Origin of the sequence: Paraburkholderia rhizosphaerae (assembly GCF_004366595.1) — a bacterium.
Taxonomy (GTDB): Bacteria; Pseudomonadota; Gammaproteobacteria; order Burkholderiales; family Burkholderiaceae; genus Paraburkholderia; species Paraburkholderia rhizosphaerae.
Genome location: NZ_SORE01000008.1, coordinates 185,775 through 202,776 on the forward strand (window position 1 = coordinate 185,775; position 17,002 = coordinate 202,776).

General features: G+C 63.5%; 19 protein-coding genes. 11 read left to right on the forward strand and 8 right to left on the reverse strand.

Annotated features, from left to right (window positions below):
• Positions 1–9 precede the first annotated feature (9 nt).
• The 5 genes from BX592_RS12850 to BX592_RS35150 all read right to left on the reverse strand — a co-directional run bounded on the left by BX592_RS12850 (position 10) and on the right by BX592_RS35150 (position 3,423).
• The gene (locus BX592_RS12850) at positions 10–534 is read right to left on the reverse strand and encodes a phage tail protein (protein WP_134192148.1); all 525 of its coding nucleotides are present in this window, start codon (positions 532–534) and stop codon (positions 10–12) included.
• Between the two features lie 9 nt (positions 535–543).
• Positions 544–2,088, reverse strand: coding sequence for a phage tail sheath family protein (locus tag BX592_RS12855; protein WP_134192149.1), 1,545 nt, complete (start codon positions 2,086–2,088; stop codon positions 544–546).
• Between the two features lie 37 nt (positions 2,089–2,125).
• Positions 2,126–2,500 carry a hypothetical protein gene (locus BX592_RS34385; protein WP_134192150.1) on the reverse strand — a complete coding sequence of 125 codons (375 nt, stop codon included), beginning with the start codon at positions 2,498–2,500 and terminating at the stop codon, positions 2,126–2,128.
• A 32-nt stretch (positions 2,501–2,532) separates the two neighbouring features.
• Complete coding sequence (locus BX592_RS12865; RefSeq protein ID WP_134192151.1) at positions 2,533–2,772, reverse strand: hypothetical protein; 240 nt, start codon at positions 2,770–2,772, stop codon at positions 2,533–2,535.
• Positions 2,773–3,123: 351 nt separating this feature from the next.
• Complete coding sequence (locus tag BX592_RS35150; protein ID WP_134192152.1) at positions 3,124–3,423, reverse strand: acyl carrier protein; 300 nt, start codon at positions 3,421–3,423, stop codon at positions 3,124–3,126.
• 117 nt (positions 3,424–3,540) lie between these two features.
• Here BX592_RS35150 and BX592_RS12875 point away from each other — a divergent pair, with 117 nt between their 5' ends.
• The gene (locus tag BX592_RS12875) at positions 3,541–5,769 is read left to right on the forward strand and encodes an NADP-dependent isocitrate dehydrogenase (protein ID WP_134192153.1); all 2,229 of its coding nucleotides are present in this window, start codon (positions 3,541–3,543) and stop codon (positions 5,767–5,769) included.
• A gap of 124 nt (positions 5,770–5,893) precedes the next feature.
• Here BX592_RS12875 and BX592_RS12880 read toward each other — a convergent pair whose 3' ends face one another.
• Positions 5,894–6,574 carry a VIT1/CCC1 transporter family protein gene (locus BX592_RS12880; protein ID WP_134192154.1) on the reverse strand — a complete coding sequence of 227 codons (681 nt, stop codon included), beginning with the start codon at positions 6,572–6,574 and terminating at the stop codon, positions 5,894–5,896.
• Between the two features lie 556 nt (positions 6,575–7,130).
• Here BX592_RS12880 and BX592_RS12885 point away from each other — a divergent pair.
• From BX592_RS12885 to BX592_RS12915, 7 genes are read left to right on the forward strand one after another with little or no spacing between them, the layout of a single operon-like run.
• Positions 7,131–8,162 carry a universal stress protein gene (locus tag BX592_RS12885; protein ID WP_166676350.1) on the forward strand — a complete coding sequence of 344 codons (1,032 nt, stop codon included), beginning with the start codon at positions 7,131–7,133 and terminating at the stop codon, positions 8,160–8,162.
• Between the two features lie 51 nt (positions 8,163–8,213).
• Entirely contained in the window at positions 8,214–8,690 is a 477-nt protein-coding gene (locus BX592_RS12890) for a universal stress protein (RefSeq protein WP_134192156.1), read from the forward strand.
• A 29-nt stretch (positions 8,691–8,719) separates the two neighbouring features.
• Positions 8,720–8,911 (forward strand): DUF2964 family protein, encoded by a 192-nt coding sequence (locus tag BX592_RS12895; protein WP_134192157.1) that lies wholly within the window; start codon positions 8,720–8,722, stop codon positions 8,909–8,911.
• A 39-nt stretch (positions 8,912–8,950) separates the two neighbouring features.
• Complete coding sequence (locus BX592_RS12900) at positions 8,951–10,087, forward strand: ABC transporter permease (protein WP_134192158.1); 1,137 nt, start codon at positions 8,951–8,953, stop codon at positions 10,085–10,087.
• An 11-nt stretch (positions 10,088–10,098) separates the two neighbouring features.
• Positions 10,099–10,797: an ABC transporter ATP-binding protein gene (locus BX592_RS12905; RefSeq protein ID WP_134192159.1), complete on the forward strand. Its 699-nt coding sequence runs from the start codon at positions 10,099–10,101 to the stop codon at positions 10,795–10,797.
• Entirely contained in the window at positions 10,794–11,879 is a 1,086-nt protein-coding gene (locus BX592_RS12910) for an HlyD family secretion protein (RefSeq protein WP_134192160.1), read from the forward strand. The genes BX592_RS12905 and BX592_RS12910 overlap by 4 nt, the downstream gene beginning before the upstream one ends.
• Positions 11,857–13,341, forward strand: coding sequence for an efflux transporter outer membrane subunit (locus BX592_RS12915; RefSeq protein ID WP_377681470.1), 1,485 nt, complete (start codon positions 11,857–11,859; stop codon positions 13,339–13,341). The genes BX592_RS12910 and BX592_RS12915 overlap by 23 nt, the downstream gene beginning before the upstream one ends.
• 33 nt (positions 13,342–13,374) lie before the next feature.
• Here the strand turns inward: BX592_RS12915 and BX592_RS12920 are convergent, their stop codons facing one another.
• On the reverse strand, positions 13,375–13,800 hold the full coding sequence (locus BX592_RS12920; protein WP_134192162.1) for a hypothetical protein: 426 nt from the start codon (positions 13,798–13,800) through the stop codon (positions 13,375–13,377).
• A gap of 283 nt (positions 13,801–14,083) precedes the next feature.
• Between BX592_RS12920 and BX592_RS12925 the strand changes: the two genes are divergently transcribed.
• The gene (locus BX592_RS12925; protein WP_134192163.1) at positions 14,084–14,686 is read left to right on the forward strand and encodes a hypothetical protein; all 603 of its coding nucleotides are present in this window, start codon (positions 14,084–14,086) and stop codon (positions 14,684–14,686) included.
• A 139-nt stretch (positions 14,687–14,825) separates the two neighbouring features.
• Here the strand turns inward: BX592_RS12925 and BX592_RS12930 are convergent, their stop codons facing one another.
• Positions 14,826–15,269: a hypothetical protein gene (locus BX592_RS12930; protein WP_134192164.1), complete on the reverse strand. Its 444-nt coding sequence runs from the start codon at positions 15,267–15,269 to the stop codon at positions 14,826–14,828.
• 243 nt (positions 15,270–15,512) lie between these two features.
• On the opposite strand from BX592_RS12930, the gene BX592_RS12935 reads away from it, so the two are divergent.
• A complete protein-coding gene (locus BX592_RS12935) occupies positions 15,513–15,821 on the forward strand; it encodes a DUF1488 family protein (RefSeq protein ID WP_134192165.1) in 309 nt (102 codons plus the stop codon).
• Positions 15,822–15,959: 138 nt separating this feature from the next.
• Positions 15,960–16,991 carry an Acg family FMN-binding oxidoreductase gene (locus tag BX592_RS12940; protein WP_134192166.1) on the forward strand — a complete coding sequence of 344 codons (1,032 nt, stop codon included), beginning with the start codon at positions 15,960–15,962 and terminating at the stop codon, positions 16,989–16,991.
• Positions 16,992–17,002: the final 11 nt, after the last annotated feature.

A 17,002-nucleotide genomic window follows, 5' to 3' on the forward strand; every position in this document is an offset into this window, starting at 1 on the left:
CGGGTGTCGTCATGCAGGCAAGGTGAAAGTGGGCTCGGTCGGCTCGTTTACTTCGAGATCGCGTTCCCAGCCTTCGTTTTCGAGCTTGATGTGCTGGATCGCGACCGCGTTCGCATTGGCGTCGAGATCGGGCAGCGCCTGGAATTCGGAAACCCACGCGCGATAGACGCGGTACGAGATGACGAGCTGCCCCGCCTCGTTATAGACCTCGATGATCAGGTTCTTGCGGAAGTCGCGCAGCGACACTTCGGCGCCGAGCCCCGCGTTGAGCTGCCATACCTTGTTGGCCCATTGCTCGAACGCGACGTCGTGCGTGACGCCGCGTTCCAGCGTGATCGCCTCGTATTTCGAGCGCCCCGGCGACTTGCGCGGCGACGAAGGATCGCCGCCTTCGCGATGCTCGATCACCTCGGTCGTGCGCTTGAGCGCGCTGCACTTGGACACGCCGGCGACATAGCGGCCGTCCCATTTGACGCGGAACTTGAAGTTCTTGTACGGATCGAAGCGCGTTGCGTTGACGGTGAACTGGGGCATGCCGGTCTCCTAGGAGGTATGCGCCGTTTTTTGCTGGATCTGGATCACCACGAACTCGGCGGGTTTGAGCGGCGCAAAACCGACGATGATGTTGACCACGCCGTTGTCGATATCCGTCTGCGTCGTCGTCTCGCTGTTGCACCTGACGAAGTACGCATCGCTCGCCGACTTGCCCTGAAACGCGCCCTGGCGAAACAGCGTCTGCATGAAATCGCCGATGTTCATCCGGATCTGCGCCCACAGCGGCTCGTCGTTCGGCTCGAACACGACCCACTGTGTGCCGCGATACAGGCTCTCCTCGATGTAGAACGCGAGCCTGCGCACGGGCAGGTATTTCCATTGATCGGCGAGCGCATCGGCGCCGCGTCCGGTGCGCGCGCCCCACACGACGCGCCCGATGACCGGGAAGCTGCGCAGGCAGTTCACGCCGAGCGGGTTGATGCGGCCGTTGTCCGGATCGGTGAGCAGCGCGGGATTCTCGCCGTCGAGTGTGAGGCCCGCGACATTCACGAGCGTCGCATTGATGCCGGCTGGCGCCTTCCACACGCCGCGCTGCGTGTCCGTGCGCGCGCAGATGCCGGCAACGACGCCGCACGGCGCGAACGCGGCAAGCCGGTTTTCGATCAGCGGATCGGGAATCAGAAGACGCGGGAAATAGATCGCGGTGTTGTTTACGGGCGCGATGAAATTGTTGGCGTTCATGTCCGCGACGGCGACAGCCACCGAAGTCCATTTGTCCGGGGCATCGACGATCAGTACGGCGCGCCGGTCAAAGCAGTAGGCGGCGGCCAGGTCCCAGGTGGCCGGTTTGAGATCGACCCCTCGCTGTAGCGGCGGAATGCACATCAGGTTGAGCAGATCGACATGGTCGAGCAGGTGGTAGCCGCCCACGCCCCCTGTCCCCGTGATCTCGTCATCGGTAATGGGCGCGCCGTCCGAGCCGGGGCCGAACGCCGTATACCACGCCGGATTGCTGAACGGATCCTTGTTCGGATCAGGCTTGCCGCTTTCCGCGGGGCGGGTCGCGGGCATAGCCGTGACGCGCGCGAGCAACGACTGCTGCTTGAGCACGGTCGGCAGATAGCGCGCGTCCGTGTTCTTCACGCTGACATTGCGGAAGGTTTCGGTCGCGCCCGTGCCGCCGTCCCTCAGAAACAGATTGAAGAGCGCGGGGTCGCCCGGGCGCGTGTCCCAGTCGACGCGCGCCATCAGCTGTTCGCCCCACTTTCCCTCGCTAGCGGCGCTCAGGTTCAGACCAGCGGCGAGCGTGGCAGTCGAGGCCGCGGCGTCTTTCTGCACGCGCACGATGACAGCCTGATTGCCGCCGTTCGTAAAGAACTGCTGCACCGCATAGCTGAGTGTGCTGTCGGCCCACAACGCGCCATACAGACGCGTGAAATCGGCATAGCTCGTGACGAGCATGGCCTGATCGGTCGGGCCGCGCAGCGTGCGACCGATAAACGCGGTGATCGAAGTGGCGACGCCGGTGACGGTATGGACATCGCTCGGCCGTTCGTCGATATAGACGCCGGGATAAGATAACGCGACGGGCATTGCGACCCCCTCGAAACGGATGAATGTCGTGGCCGGTTCAGCTCGCTTTGCGACCCACCAGAATCTCCAGCGTGACGTCGGCGCCGGAGCCGTTCGTGAAGTCGAGCTTCGCATCGCCGGTGCCGAGCAGAGACACGGCGCCGGTGCCGACCAGCAGGTGCGTGCCATTGATCCTGGTGTCGACCTTGCCGACCTTGTAGCTCAGTTGCTCGCCCGGCTGCGATGCGCTGATCAGCACCAGCGATACGCTATCCCATGTGCCCGGTCCGATCTTCACGGTGTGCGACTTGCCGTCGGCGGGCAGCACGACGTCGAGCTTGTCGTAGCCTTCCACTTCCAGCGCGGCCGCGCCGCTCAGTTGCGGGCCTCCGGTGACGTTGACGGAGAGGTTCCAGTTCAGTGTCTCTGGCATGGGAACTCCAGACTGTGTGAGAGACGGTGCCGTCAACCGCTGCGATGCATCGCACCGTACACCGCATGTCCGTCGGACAGCACGGTGCGCGCGACCACGCCTTCCGCGACCAGTTCGTCGAGCGCCTGCTCGACGACTTGCGGCGCGACCTCGCCGCCCTGTAGCCACCAGCGATGAATGCCGCCCGCACTGTCTGCCGCGGCAGGGTGTTGCCGCAGATAGTCGGTGATGCGCTGCTTGGTGGCCCGCAAAACGTGGCTGCCATGCTTCATGTCGTCCGCCGTCGATCGCGCTTCGAAGACGCAAGGTGCATGCCATCGAGAGGACATCCCGTAGTCGCAAGCTTTGTTTGATGCAACGCGCGATTCAGGTAAGCGCGGCGACAGGAAATGCCATATGCGGATCACGCGACGCGCTGACGACACGGGCCGTGCAGGCTGTGGTGCGTGCGCCGCACCTGTGGCAAAAAGGCCGTAAACATGCAGGCGCGGCCGGTCAAGCGAAACGCGTGACACGATACGAGGCCCGACAGGCGACGACGTGTGTCGAAACGAGGGGGAAGGAGAGGGTGTCGACGTACGGCGGCTAAAACGCAATTGACCATTGCGCAGTCCGCCCTTTACTTATCGGCAGTTGACGATGAACCCGGTGAGTGCCGCAAAGGTGGAACAGTCATACAGCGCGGTTTCGCTGATCTGAATACCGAGCTTCTTCTCCAGATACATTGCCAGTTCCAACGCGTATTGACGGCGCTGAGCATCATCTGGTTGGCGTGTCGGTCGCCCAACATCCGTGGACCAGCTACAACAGCTGTATGCCCGTCCTTTCGATGATGCGCTGGTTTTACGGCAACCAGGAGGGATATGGGCAAGGGCAGGAGAATTGGCCGCTTGACAAGTTCGCCGGCCAAGGCATTCGTCCATGATGGCAGATCCGCCGCGAACGGGCTAAACCGGCTCGCGGCGGGCAAGAACGCTGCAAGCTCCCGCCAGATCAACTAAAATCGCGCGTTTGATCATTTTGTAAACGCCGAATCAGATATGTCCACGCCGCCGAAGATTATCTACACCCTCACGGATGAAGCCCCTGCGCTCGCCACGTATTCGCTGCTGCCAATCGTCAAAGCCTTTACGCGATCGTCCGGCATTACCGTCGAAACCCGCGACATTTCGCTTGCGGGCCGCATCATCGCCGCGTTTCCCGACTACCTGAAAGCTGAGCAGAAAGGTCCCGACGATCTGGCGGAACTCGGTCAGCTCACCACGCGTGCTGACGCGAACATCATCAAGTTGCCGAATATCAGCGCTTCGGTGCCGCAGTTGAAAGACGCGATCACCGAACTGCGCGATCTCGGCTACCGGTTGCCGTCCTATCCGGACGAAGCGAAGACCGATGTGGAAAAGGACGTCAAGGCGCGCTACGACAAGATCAAGGGCAGTGCCGTTAATCCGGTATTGCGCGAGGGGAATTCGGATCGCCGTGCGCCGCTGTCGGTGAAGAACTATGCGCGCAAGCATCCGCACAAGATGGGTGCGTGGAGCGCGGAATCGAAGACGCACGTCGCGCACATGAGCCACGGCGATTTCTACGGCAGCGAAAAGTCGGCGCTGATCGGTGCAGCCGGTAGCGTGCGGATCGAACTGACGGCCGCCGACGGCGCGAAGACGGTGCTGAAAGAGAAGGTGGCGGTGCAGGCGGGCGAGATCATCGACGCGTCGGTGATGAGCCGCAATGCGCTGCGCGCGTTCCTCGAGGCGCAGATCGCCGATGCGAAGGAGAAGGGCGTTCTGTTCTCCGTGCATCTGAAGGCGACCATGATGAAGGTCTCGGACCCGATTCTTTTCGGCGAGGTCGTGTCGGCGTTCTACAAGGATGTGCTGGCCAAACACGCGGAAACGCTGGCGGCCGCGGGCTTCAATCCGAACAACGGGATTGGCGATCTTTACGCGCGGCTCGCAAGTCTGCCGGCCGACGTGCGCGATGCGATCGAAGCGGATATCAACACGCAGTACGCGCAGCGCCCGAATCTCGCGATGGTCAATTCGGACAAGGGCATTACGAATCTGCACGTGCCGAGCGACGTGATCATCGACGCGTCGATGCCGGCCATGATTCGCGAGTCGGGCAAGATGTGGGGCGCGGATGGCGCACTGTACGACGCCAAGGCGGTGATTCCGGACCGGTGCTATGCCGGCGTTTATCAGGCGGTGATCGAAGACTGCAAGCAGCATGGTCGGTTCGACCCGGTCACGATGGGCAGTGTGCCGAACGTCGGTCTGATGGCGCAGGCGGCTGAAGAGTACGGCTCGCACGACAAGACCTTCCAGATCGCGGCGAACGGCGTGGTTCGTGTGACCGATGATGCCGGTCATGTGCTGCTCGAGCACGCGGTCGAAGCCGGCGACGTCTGGCGTATGTGCCAGACCAAAGACGCGGCCGTGCAGGACTGGGTCAAGCTCGCCGTGAATCGTGCGCGCGCATCGAATACGCCCGCCGTGTTCTGGCTTGACGCGAACCGCGGTCACGACGCGCAGCTGATCAAAAAGGTCGAAGCGTACCTGCCGCAGCACGACATCAGCGGTCTCGACATCCGGGTGCTCGCGCCTGTGGACGCGACGCGTTTTTCGGTCGAGCGTATCCGCGCGGGCAAGGACACGATTTCGGTGACAGGTAACGTGCTGCGCGATTACCTGACGGACCTGTTTCCGATCATGGAACTGGGCACGAGCGCGAAAATGCTGTCGATCGTGCCGCTGATGGCCGGCGGCGGCATGTTCGAAACGGGCGCGGGCGGCTCGGCGCCGAAACATGTGCAGCAACTGGTGCAGGAAGGCTTCCTGCGCTGGGATTCGCTCGGCGAATTTCTTGCGCTGGCGGCGTCGCTCGAACATTTGAGCGCTGCATACGGGAATGCGAAGGCCAAGGTGCTGGCGACAACGCTGGATGAGGCGACCGGCAAACTACTGGACCTGAACAAGTCGCCGGCGCGCAAGGTCGGCGGGTTGGACAACCGTGGCAGCCATTTCTACCTGAGCCTCTATTGGGCCGAGGCGCTGGCCGGGCAGAGCGAAGACGCGGTGCTGAGCGAGCAGTTCAAGGGCGTTGCGGCGGCGCTTGCGGAAAATGAAGCACGCATCGTCGAAGAGCTGGGCGCGGCGCAGAGCAAGCCGGTGAACATCGGCGGCTACTATCGTCCGAACGTCGAGCTCACGAGCAAGGCGATGCGGCCGAGCGCCACGATGAATCGGGTGATCGACTCGATCGCGTGATGGGTTGAGGACGCCGGGCATCAGATGATCTAAAGGCGGGCCCGCGCATGACGCGGGCTTTTTTACGCCCTCGGCGATGGCGAACCCATTGGGCGAGTCGTAATACCGCTTGTTACGGATGGGGTTACCCACCCAATGCAATGATCGCTATGGTGAGCAGAACGCCAACCGCGATCATTGCGAAGCCCGCTTTTATCGCGCCCCCGCCGGTGTAACGTCCCAGCGAAAACCCCGCCGCAAAAAGTATCATGAGTGTGAGGGTACGCGAGGCGACGAGTGCAGTTGTGACATCCTCGATGATCAGAAACGGCAGCGCTACCGGGAAGGTTCCCAGCACAACAAGTAGAAATATGCCGAGCGCGCCGACGAAGTCGTCACGCACGAGACTCGCTCGAGGCGGCAGAGTCGACGCCTTCGCGAGGCGCGCACGAATGCGTTCGAGGTCAGCGTCTTCAACGAGCTGGTCCAGTGTCTGCGGCAACGCGTCACGTAGCGCACGCACGGCGAGCGCTTCGTCCTTCTCTCGCTGCACAGCCAGTCCGAGTTTCAGGCGCTGTCCCCTGTCGGCAAGGGTGCGTACCAGATACATCACGGCGTCAGCGAGGCCCCACGCAAGATTGCATCCGAATGCGGCGAGGAACATCTTGTATCCGGCGTCGACGCCGGCGCTGACAGCCTTGACTGCACCGACGAACGTCAGGGCCATGAACAGGCCAAAACAAAGTTCGCAAACGCGGTCGACGGTATTGAGAATCTGGATGCGCCGTTCGGGTTCGGTGTGTCCGGCCGGTGTGATCGTGCTCATGTTAGCTCCGACTCAGTCTGGGCAATGCGAGCCTGTGTTCAATGCATCCGCCGAACCGACGGCCTGTGGCGCAAACCGGTCGATTCGAAAATCAGCCATGCTGAGGGCGGGAACGCTATACACGTAGCCTACCTCTCTGCCTTACCCTTCCGTTGACCTGAGTCAAATTGGCAGTTCGACGCGAGCGGTGACCTTCCATGCGCATCGCTGAGCCAGTCGCGCTCGCCCGCCCCACGGCACGAAGCGGGGTCGAAGCTTTCCGCATAAGGCTCATTGGCCGGAGGACGTTCTATCGCCGCGGCTGCCTGAGTACAGGATTCGCTTGAGACCGATCCGCATCCGATCACCCTTTGCGCGCTGTAATGAAGGTTTCGAGGCCTTCCTGTTACGTCGCAACGCGCTATGGGATGCACCTGTTCGGCTGCGAGCGCTAAACGCGACCGCTTGATTTACGTCAAGTGGCCTTCCATCGTTGCCACCCATCATGAACCCGTAACAGCACACCGCGTCCCGGTGTTGCTCGCACGGTTAATCGCTGCGCCTGATGGAGCTACTCATGACGGATCCCGAGGTCGAGGCCGCCGCCGGCCACACTGCCTTTAGCCGCATCGTCGTTGCGTGCGAACGCGGCAGCGGCCTGCAAACGCTGGCCCGCTTCGCTCATCTGTTTGCTGCAACGGGGGGGACCGTCAGGCTGGTGGATATCGTCTGCAATCCTGCCTTGCTGTTTCCGACGCTGATGTTGAGCTACCCGGATTGGTGCGAGGCACATCGCGCGATGACTCATGCCGCACTGACAATGCTCAAGCATGCTTCAACCGAACTGATCGCAGCCGGCATTCGCGCTGAAACGGAGCTGATCGATGCACCGGCACTGCACGTCGACGCCGCCACGATGCTTGGTCGCGCCGCTCGATGCTGGCACGCCGATCTCGTCGCGATCTCCTCGCCGCCAAGGCGGCACCATTGGGCCTGCCACTTCGACCCGGAGGAGGTAGCCGCCGCGACTGGCTGCCCGGTTCTGTATGTGCCCGACGCTCGGCTTGCGGCCGGCGTCCCGCGACGCGCGCGCGTGCTGATCGCGGTGGACGGCACAGAGGTTTCGTTGCGGACGCTGCGTGCCGCTTTGCCGGCGCTATCTGCGGCCGTCGCGCTAAAAGTGGTGTACGTGATCGATGGAGCGCTTCATCTACGCAAGTGGTATCCGCACGACCTGTTCCGGCACGCGGGTGAGCGTGCGCTCGATCGCGCAGCCGCGCTGCTGCATGAATGCGGTATCGAATCGGAGACGGCGCTAGTCGAAACTGAAGACGAACTCGACGACGTGCCGGATGCGCTTTCACGCGAAGCAAAGCACTGGGCGGCGGACGTGATCGTGCTCGGTTTGCGCAGCCGGCCCGCGACGGTGGACTCGTTGCCGGGGCGAATAGCCTCGCGCGCACTGCGCGATCCTCCGTGCGCGCTCCTCGTCTATCCGCCGGCGTGGGTCGAAGCGGTGCTCGGCCGGCACCCGGATTCTGCTGCCGCGCTCGCACCGGCAGGCCCGCCGCCGGTCTTCCCGCCGGTCTTCCCGCCGGTCTTCCTTTAGACAGTTTTGTCGCGCTTCTGGCAACGACTCATTACCCATAGGAGGTCTGTCATGTACGAGAAAATTCTGGTCGCCGTCGACGGCAGCGAAACGTCAAAGCAGGCGTTGAACGAAGCGGTGCGGATGGCGGCGCTGTCGCACGGCAAACTGCATGCCGCTTACGTGGTCGATCAGGCGGCACTCTTTCCGTACGCCGGCTACTACGATCCGGTCGCGATGATCGACGCATTCCGGCGCGACGGGCGCGCGGCGCTCGATGACGCAGCGACCCGATTCGCCGCGGCAGGAGTTACCGGCGAGACCGAACTGATCGAAACCGACAGCGTCGGCGAGGATGTCGCGCACTGCCTGCTCAAATGCGCGAAACGGATCGGGGCGGAACTCGCGGTGATGGGCACACATGGACGCCGGGGCGTGCGCCGCGCCATTCTCGGCAGCGTGGCGGAGCGATTCGTCCGTCTGTCGGAATGCCCGGTGCTGCTGGTGCGAATGGACGACGCTCACACGTCCGCGGCGGCGCAAACCTGAACCCTGTGAGATTGATCTGGAGTGCCGTCATGAAGTTCGATCAATGGCGAATCTCGTTTGCGATGATCGGCGTACTCGTCTCGATGCTGGGTCTTGTGGTTTCGTTGCACGGCATCGTGACAGGCCAGCAGGTGGCTTTTTACGTTGGCACCGGGGCGTTGTTCGGCGGTCTCATAACGGCGATGGTGCTGCTCGAAAAAATACGCAACCGGCGAAACTGAGCGTTGCGCGACTCATTGCGACGCGATGGATAGAACAAGATGAAAGGCATACTCAGGCTCGCGTTCAAACTGCTCGTCAACGACAGCACGAAGTTCACCGCGCTGATTATCGGCATTACGTTCGCGGTGTTCCTGATGGTGGAGATGACCTCGCTGTTCGCCGGCATTCTGAACAAGTCTTCGTCGACCGTGATCAACATCGGCGCGAAGATGTGGGTGATGGACCCGGCAGTGCAGACAATCGCGAGCAGCATCGGCATGCCGGATTACGTACTCGACGCGGTGCGCAGCATCGACGGCGTGAAGTTCGCCGTGCCGCTCTATTCGGGGGCCGCGCTGGTGCGGCTGCGTGACGGCACCTACCAGGCCGTCACGGTGATCGGCCTCGACGATACGACGCTGTACGGCCGGCCGAAAATGAAAGCGGGCCGCATCGAAGACATCTATGCCGAGAACGGTTTCCTTGCGATCGACGATGCGGAGTACGGCAAGCTGCATAGCCCGCCGCTCGGCGCCGATTTCGAGCTGAACGACCATCGCGGCGTGGTCGTCGGCATTGCGACGGTCTCAAGCAGCGGGCTGTTCGGCACACCGACGCTGTATACCACTTACACACGTGCGATCCAGTACGTTCCGCCGACCCGCTACACGACCTCGTACATTCTGGTGGAACCGAAGTCGCCGGCCGACGTCGCGCATATCAAGGCGGCGGTCGCGGCGCTCGGCTACGTCGCTTACACGAAAGCGGAATTCATGCGGCGCATCTCGCACTTCTACAAGTACGAGACCGGCCTCGGCACGAACATTCTGCTGATGACGGTAATCAGCTTTATCGTCGGGCTGTCGATTTCGGGGCAAACGTTCTATACGTTCATCCTCGAGAATCTCGAGAAATTCGGCGCGTTGAAAGCGATCGGTGCAAAGAGGCACGAACTCGTCGCGATGATCCTGTTCCAGGCGACCTTTACCGCGCTGACCGGGTACGGCCTGGGCGTCGGCTTGTGCGCGGGATCGATCAGCCTCGCGCGGCTGCGCATTCCGGGCTACGCCGCGATGATCACTTACGGCAACCTCACGATGGCATTCGCGATGGTCATCGTGATTGCCGCGTTGTCGAGCTATCTCGGTGTGAGCCGCGTGCTGCGCATCGAGCCGTTCGATATCTTCAGGGGCTGAAGGGGCGGACGATGGCGGCGCTGGCGATCGACGCGCAGGGGCTCGACAAGTGGTTCGGCGAAGGCGACGCACGCACGCGCGCGCTGTCGGGCGTGACGATGGAAGCGCGCTTTGGCGAGATGCTACTGATCGTCGGCCCGTCGGGTAGCGGAAAGACGACGCTGCTCAGCGTCATTTCCGGCATCTTGCGGCCGGACGCCGGTACGGTGGTGATCGACGGCGTCGATCTGTGGCACCAGCCCGAAGATGCGCTCGCCGAGTTTCGCCTGAGCCGGATCGGCTTCGTGTTTCAGGACTACCACCTGTTCCCGCGTCTGACCACACTCGAAAACGTTGCGATCCCGCTGATTCTCAAGCGCCGCGACTGGGACGACGCGCTCGAGCACGCGCGGACCTGGCTCGACGTGGTGGGCCTTAAGAATCGCGCGAATCTGCCGCCGGTCAAGCTGTCCGGCGGTGAGCAGCAGCGCGTCGCGATCGCGCGCGCGATCGTCAGCGAGCCCGATCTGCTGATCCTCGACGAACCGACCGCATCGCTCGATGGCGATACGGGCCGAACCATTATTGAATTCGTCAAGCACCGGGTGTTGAACGAGCGGCGCTGCATCGTCGTCGTCACACACGATAGCCGCATCTTCGACTACGCGGACCGTATTCTGCATATGGAGGACGGCCAGCTGCGAAGCATCGAAGCGGGGGGCGGCAAATGAAGCTCAAGCTGCTCTTTGCCGCCGCACTGGTGGGTTTTCTCGTCAGCATGGTGGCCGCGTGGGTGTACGGCTTGCAGCAGCCGCCCGAGCCACCGGTCTTCGATGCCGCGTCGAACCCGTACGCGCACGGTGTCTATGCGATCGGGATCGTCGAAAGCGACCAGCCGGCGGGCGCGAACGTGAACGTCTATCCGGACGTCTCGGGGCCCGTGACCCGCCTGTTCGTGCACGACGGCGACCGGGTCAAACGCGGCGACGCGCTGCTGACGATTGACGATTCCGTGCAGCGCGCGACCGCCGCCCAGCTGGCCGCGCAGGCCGACGCGGCGCAGGCGCTGCTCGACGAACTGCGCGCGCAGCCGCGCCGCGAGACGCTCGATGTCGCGAAGGCGCAGGTGCGCGCCGCCGCCGCGAATCTGAAGATGGCACAGGACCAGTTCGACAAGCAACAGCATGCGTTCGCAATCGAGCCGAAGGCGGTCAGCCGGGACACGCTGGATAACGCGGCCAATAGCGTAAACGTCGCGCGCGCGAATCTCGAGGTCGTGAGCCGGCAGTTGCGTCTGACCGAGGCCGGCGCATGGGTCTACGACGTGCGCAATCAGGAGCGGCAGGCGGCCGCGCTCAGAAAGGCCGCCGATGCGTCGGCGGCGCTGCTCGAGCGCTACACGCTGCGCGCGCCGGCCGACGGCATGGTGCTCGCGCTAAATGCGGCGATGGGCTCATACCTGTCGCCGCAGGGCGTGTACGACACGTATGCGCAAGGCAGCGGCCCGGTGATCGTGCTTGGCACGAACGCGGACCAGCTCGCGGTGCGCTGCTATGTCGACGAGATCCTGATCGGCCGGCTGCCCGATCCGCACGCGCTGACGGCGCGCATGTTCATACGCGGCACCTCGGTGCAGGCGGCACTGCGGTTCATGCGGATCCAGCCCTATGTCACGCCGAAAATCCAGTTATCGGATCAGCGGACCGAACGGGTCGATGTACGCGTGCTGCCGGTGATTTTCCGTGTCGTGCCGCAACCGGGCTTGCGGCTTTATCCTGGGCAGATCGTCGATGTGTACATTGCCGCGAACTGATCGGATGCGCGTATGCCACGGGCGGGCTTCGCGCGCTGCACTGGGGCTGTGGGCCGCCTTGTCGCTGGCCGCGTGCGCGGTCGGTCCGAATTTCTCGCGGCCGCCCACGCCGCATGTGGAACAGTTCGTCAACGGCGCCGCCCCCCCGACGACGCTGACGGCGGCGGGCGGGACGCAAACGCTGCGCGCGGGCGAGCCGATACGCAACGACTGGTGGACGCTTTTCGCATGCCGCGCAATCGACGACGCGGTCGACGATGCATTGACCGGCAATGCGACGCTTGCGGCCGCACAGGCGACGCTGCGGCGCAGTGAACATGAATTGCGTGCCGGAGCGGGGGTGTTTTTCCCTCAGATCGACGCGCAATTCAGCGCGTCGCGTCAGAGATATTCCCCATTGCGCGCGGGCATCGATCTGCCGCCGTCGATCTTCAATCTGTTCACGCTGTCGGCGAGCATTTCGTATGCGCTCGACATCTGGGGCGGCCAACGGCGCTATGTTGAGGCGCTCGCCGCGCAGACCGAGGCGCAACGCTATGCCGTTCAGGCTGCCTATCTGACGCTTACGACCAATGTCGTGAACACGGTGATCGCGCGCGCCGCGTACCGGGACGAAATCGTCGCGACCGAGCAGATCATCGCGCTGGTGGCCGAACAGATCGCTATCACTAACGCTCAGGTCAGCTCAGGCGCGAGCGCTTACGCGGCGGTGCTGACGCTCGAAAACGAGCGGGCGACGCTGCAGGCGTCGCTGCCCGCGCTGGCGCAAAAAGAGGTGCAAGCCGGCGATCTGCTCGCGTTGCTGGCCGGACAGTTTCCGGTCGAGTGGCGTGCGCAGCCGGTGTCGCTTGCCGATATCTCGCTGCCTGCCGATCTGCCGCAAACGGTGCCGTCGTCGCTCGTGCGCCGACGCCCGGATATTTTGCAGGCGGAGGCTGCGTTGCACGCTGCGAGTGCGAACGTCGGGGTTGCCACCGCGGCGATGTTTCCCGACCTGACCTTGAGCGCAACCGGCGGCTACGACAATACCGCGATGCATGGCCTGACCGATAGCAAAGGGCAGGTCTGGAGCATCGGCGCGAGCCTGACCGCGCCGCTGTTTCAGGGCGGGACGCTGTGGCATCAGCGCAAGGCCGCGCTCGCTGCCTTCGACGAATCGAACGCGACCTACCGGCAAACCGTGCTTGCCGCGTTTGCGCAGGTGGCCGATACACTACGTGCGCTTGAGCACGACGCGGCCGCGCTCGATGCGCAAACGCGCGCGGTCGATGCCGCGGCCGAAGCGTTAAGACTGCTGAAAGTGGGTTACGAGGCGGGCACTGTCGGCTATCTGGAGATTCTGATCGCGGACCGCCAGTATCACGAGGCGCGCATTGCGTGGCTCGAAGCGAGTGCACGGCGTCTGCAGGATACGGTTGCGCTCTACGCGGCACTCGGGGGAGGCTGGGGCGATGCGTCGTAGAGCATGGCTCCGTGCGATGCGGTGACCGGCGCGTCACGCAGCCCGTTCGAGACGCGCGCAGCTCAGGTTGAACTGGCGGGCAATCGATGTCAGTCGGGTTTCCCATTCCGACACGGCGAAGACGTCGTGCACGTTCTGCAGGCAACTCAGTAATTGGACCATCCGCTCGTCGTAGACGTTGATCTTCGCGCGCAGCAACGCGCGACGCAGTGCGGCAACGCCGGCGTCCATGTAAGCCGGTCGCGACAGCGGGTCGGCGTTCAGGAAACGGACCGGCACGCCTTCGATCGTCGATGTGTAGTCGGACGGACGGATGAAGCTGCCGATCGGGCAGCCGCCGCACCCGGTGCGATAGGCGGCCCCGCCTCGCGGCAACAACGCAGCGTGGCGCTGGTCAAGGAGATGATCGACAGCGCGGTCGAAGATGGCCTGAGCGGTCAGAAACTGGATGGGTCGCATGATGGGTCTCCCGGTTCTGTCTACGCTGGCGGGCGAGAGGGTGTGTCCGCGATTCAAGTATTGGCGAGCCCACCCGCAGCGCCAATCAGCCGTCGCGGAGACGCGGGTCAGCATTGCGCGGCGGTTGTCGGAGAAGGCTGACACGCAACGACGAATATGCGCGGGATGCACTGCCTACGAATCATGTGCGCTATATCGCGCGGCGTTGAGTGAGATCAAGTTCAGCGGCTGGCTGGCCGATAGGCTTTGAGCTGTCGGTCAATCGATGTCCGGGAGCGCGATTATGAAACGTAAATGGTCCTATAACGTTCTTGCGGCCGCCGCGGCTGCGCTGGCATTCGGCGTCACGATCGCATTGCCCAGCGTTGCCGGGCCGGCAAGCGAGGCTGGCACGGCGCCGATTTTCTCAGGCAAAAGCGTGACGCGTTCGAATGCGATGGTGCTCGGCGTGGACCCGCAGCGCAACAGCATCACGCTCTGGCAGGACAACGGAGAGCCGGTCGATGTCGTGGTGGACCCATCGCTCGGCAAGGTCAAGATGCTGCAGATGGGCGACAAGGTGGAAATCACCTATAGCCGTGCGTTATTGCTGCGTGCGAACAAGCCGGGACAGGACGCGATTCGCAAACGCGTCGATTCCGATGTGACAAGCCGGGCGTCGCCGGGCTCGTCGATGTCGATGCACCGCGTCGCGGCGACCGCGGAGGTCACGAATATCGACCGTGACAAACGGATGCTCACGTTGCACGGACCAACCCGCACGGTGACCTTGCAGGCATCGTCGGCGCGTATGCTCGACGGACTGAAAGTCGGGGACACGTTGCGGGTCGATTACGTGGAGGCCACGGCGATTCACATCACGCGCGATGGCATGCCTTTGCGGTAAGAATTCGCAGCAAGAATTCGCAGCAAGAAGCGCGCAGGTCGAGGCACGGCCGAACGCCGGTACCGTGTCCGCCACGCCGCTCTGTGTGACCATAAGGTCCGCAATCTTCGTTTCTGGTCGGGTCCAAGCGCGGCGCCCGCTACTGCGCGTCGGCCACCCACGCTGGCGGCACGGCCGGCAGGCATCCCCAATCGAGCGGCACGAACACATTGCCGCCCGATGCCCCGATCTGCTCGACGAACGCGGCCAGCGTGGTGCCCGCCATGATGTGCAACGGCTCGCCGTCGAAGAAGCTTTCGGTGCGCAGCCATGGCGATACGCGCTGGTTGAGTTCGAACACGCTGCGTGCATGACCGTCGCGGCCGGACTCGGGTGGAAAGAGCGGTCCATCGAACGCGACTTTCAAAATCTGATCGGGGCTGTCCGAATAAGGAAGTCCCGCATGCAGCTGATAGGGCGCGCGTTCCCAGCGGTCGCCGCTTTGCTGGTCGAGCGCGAGCCGCGTGAAGAAGGCCCATGGCATGCGCACGAAGCAAAGCTTGTACACGTCGCACACGCCGCTCAGGTCGACTTGAAGTCGCATGGTCGCCTCTCTGTTGACCGGCGTCGCACCACTCGCGCCAAGCGTGTCGATGTCGCCGGATGTGCAACAGTCAGTGTCGGCGACGCCTGCGCACCGTCGGTTGACGCAGGTCAAGGGCGCAGATGGACGCTGCGCGCCGCGCTTATGCTTGACTTGCGTCAAGCGCCGCGTACCGCGCGTCCGTATGCTGGATGCGGGCTCCCGATTCGGGGAGTGCATTCATGTTTCGCACAGGTGGCCACCATGCGTGTTTCCTTCCCACTCGAGGCGCCGACGTATCTGGCGCGCGACCTGGCGATTGCTTTCCCCGCGCTCGTCGATGGCAACCCGGTTCAGTGCGCGATTACCGCGGAAGCGCTCGAGGACCACTTCGGCGCCGCATCGCTGCGCGAGCCAGACCTGATCGGTGCGTTCAACGCGCATCGCTTCGAGATCGAGCAGGCCGCGCAACGGATGCTCGACGAAGTCGGTGGCAAGCCGGTGCTGTTGCATAGCGGGTACTTCCGCTTTTATTACGACGATTGCCCGCCGACGTCGCATCGAACGGTATAGGTTTCGCACGTTCGCTGTCGCCGGTATCCATCAATCCGGATGGCGCTACACAGTACGGAATCTTGACGAATCTGCCAGTGCTCCATCCGGGGCCGGCAGGCAACGCTGCCTGACTGCATTGGGCAAGGGGTGTTCGAGATGAGCAACGAGACACGGCGGTCCTGCTGGGAAGTGGATGAACATCGGTTCGACGCATCCTCTCCGATGGATCAGCAATTGCGCTTCGCGCTGCAATATGCAGTGCTTGCGCCATCGAATCACAACACGCAACCCTGGCGCTTTATCGTCGACGCGGACACCGTCCAGCTGTGCGCCGATCGCACTCGCGCATTGCCCGTGGTCGACCCGTTCGACCGGGAATTGCTGATCAGTTGCGGCGCGGCGTTGCTGAATCTTCGCGTCGCGCTGAATCATTTCGGGCTGTGCTACGCGATCACGCTTTTTCCGTCGGAACTGGACCCCGACATCATCGCGCAGGTCAGGGTATCGCACGATGGATACCGCGACGCCGCCCTGGCGGAACTCTTCGACGCGCTGCCCCGCCGCGTGACGACGCGTGCACCGTACGTCGACGAAGTTATCTCGAGGCCGCTGCAAACGAAACTGATCGACGCATGCGGCGCGGAAGGGGCGATCGCATGCTGCGTCGACGCACGCTCGACCCGTCAGGCGATCGCGGAACTGATCGAAGAGGCCGACCACATCCAGTTCGCGGACCCGCGCTTCAGGCGTGAGCTGGCGAGCTGGATCCATCCGGCGCGCACGGCCGACGGCATGCCGGCGTACGGCGCCGCGGTCGGACACATGCTGGATTTCGCGGCGCCGTTCGTTACGTCCGCAATCCGGATATTCGATGTCGGGGCGGGGACGCCCGCCACCGATCAGCGGTTCGTCGAAGGATCGCCGCTTGTGGTTGGCATCGGCACGCGGCAGGATAATCGCGAAGGATGGGTCGCGGCGGGCCAGGCACTCGAACGGATGCTGCTCGTCGCGGCGTCCGCTGGACTGACCGCGTCGTACCTGAACCAGCCCATCGAAGTCAGTACGCTGCGCGAGCCGCTCAGGGGACTGTTGCAGATCGACGCGATTCCGCAGTTGCTGCTTCGTGTCGGTCGCGGTCCGCGCGCGGACCACGCGCCAAGACGGCCGTTGACGGACATGGTCGACTGATTGCGAACGCC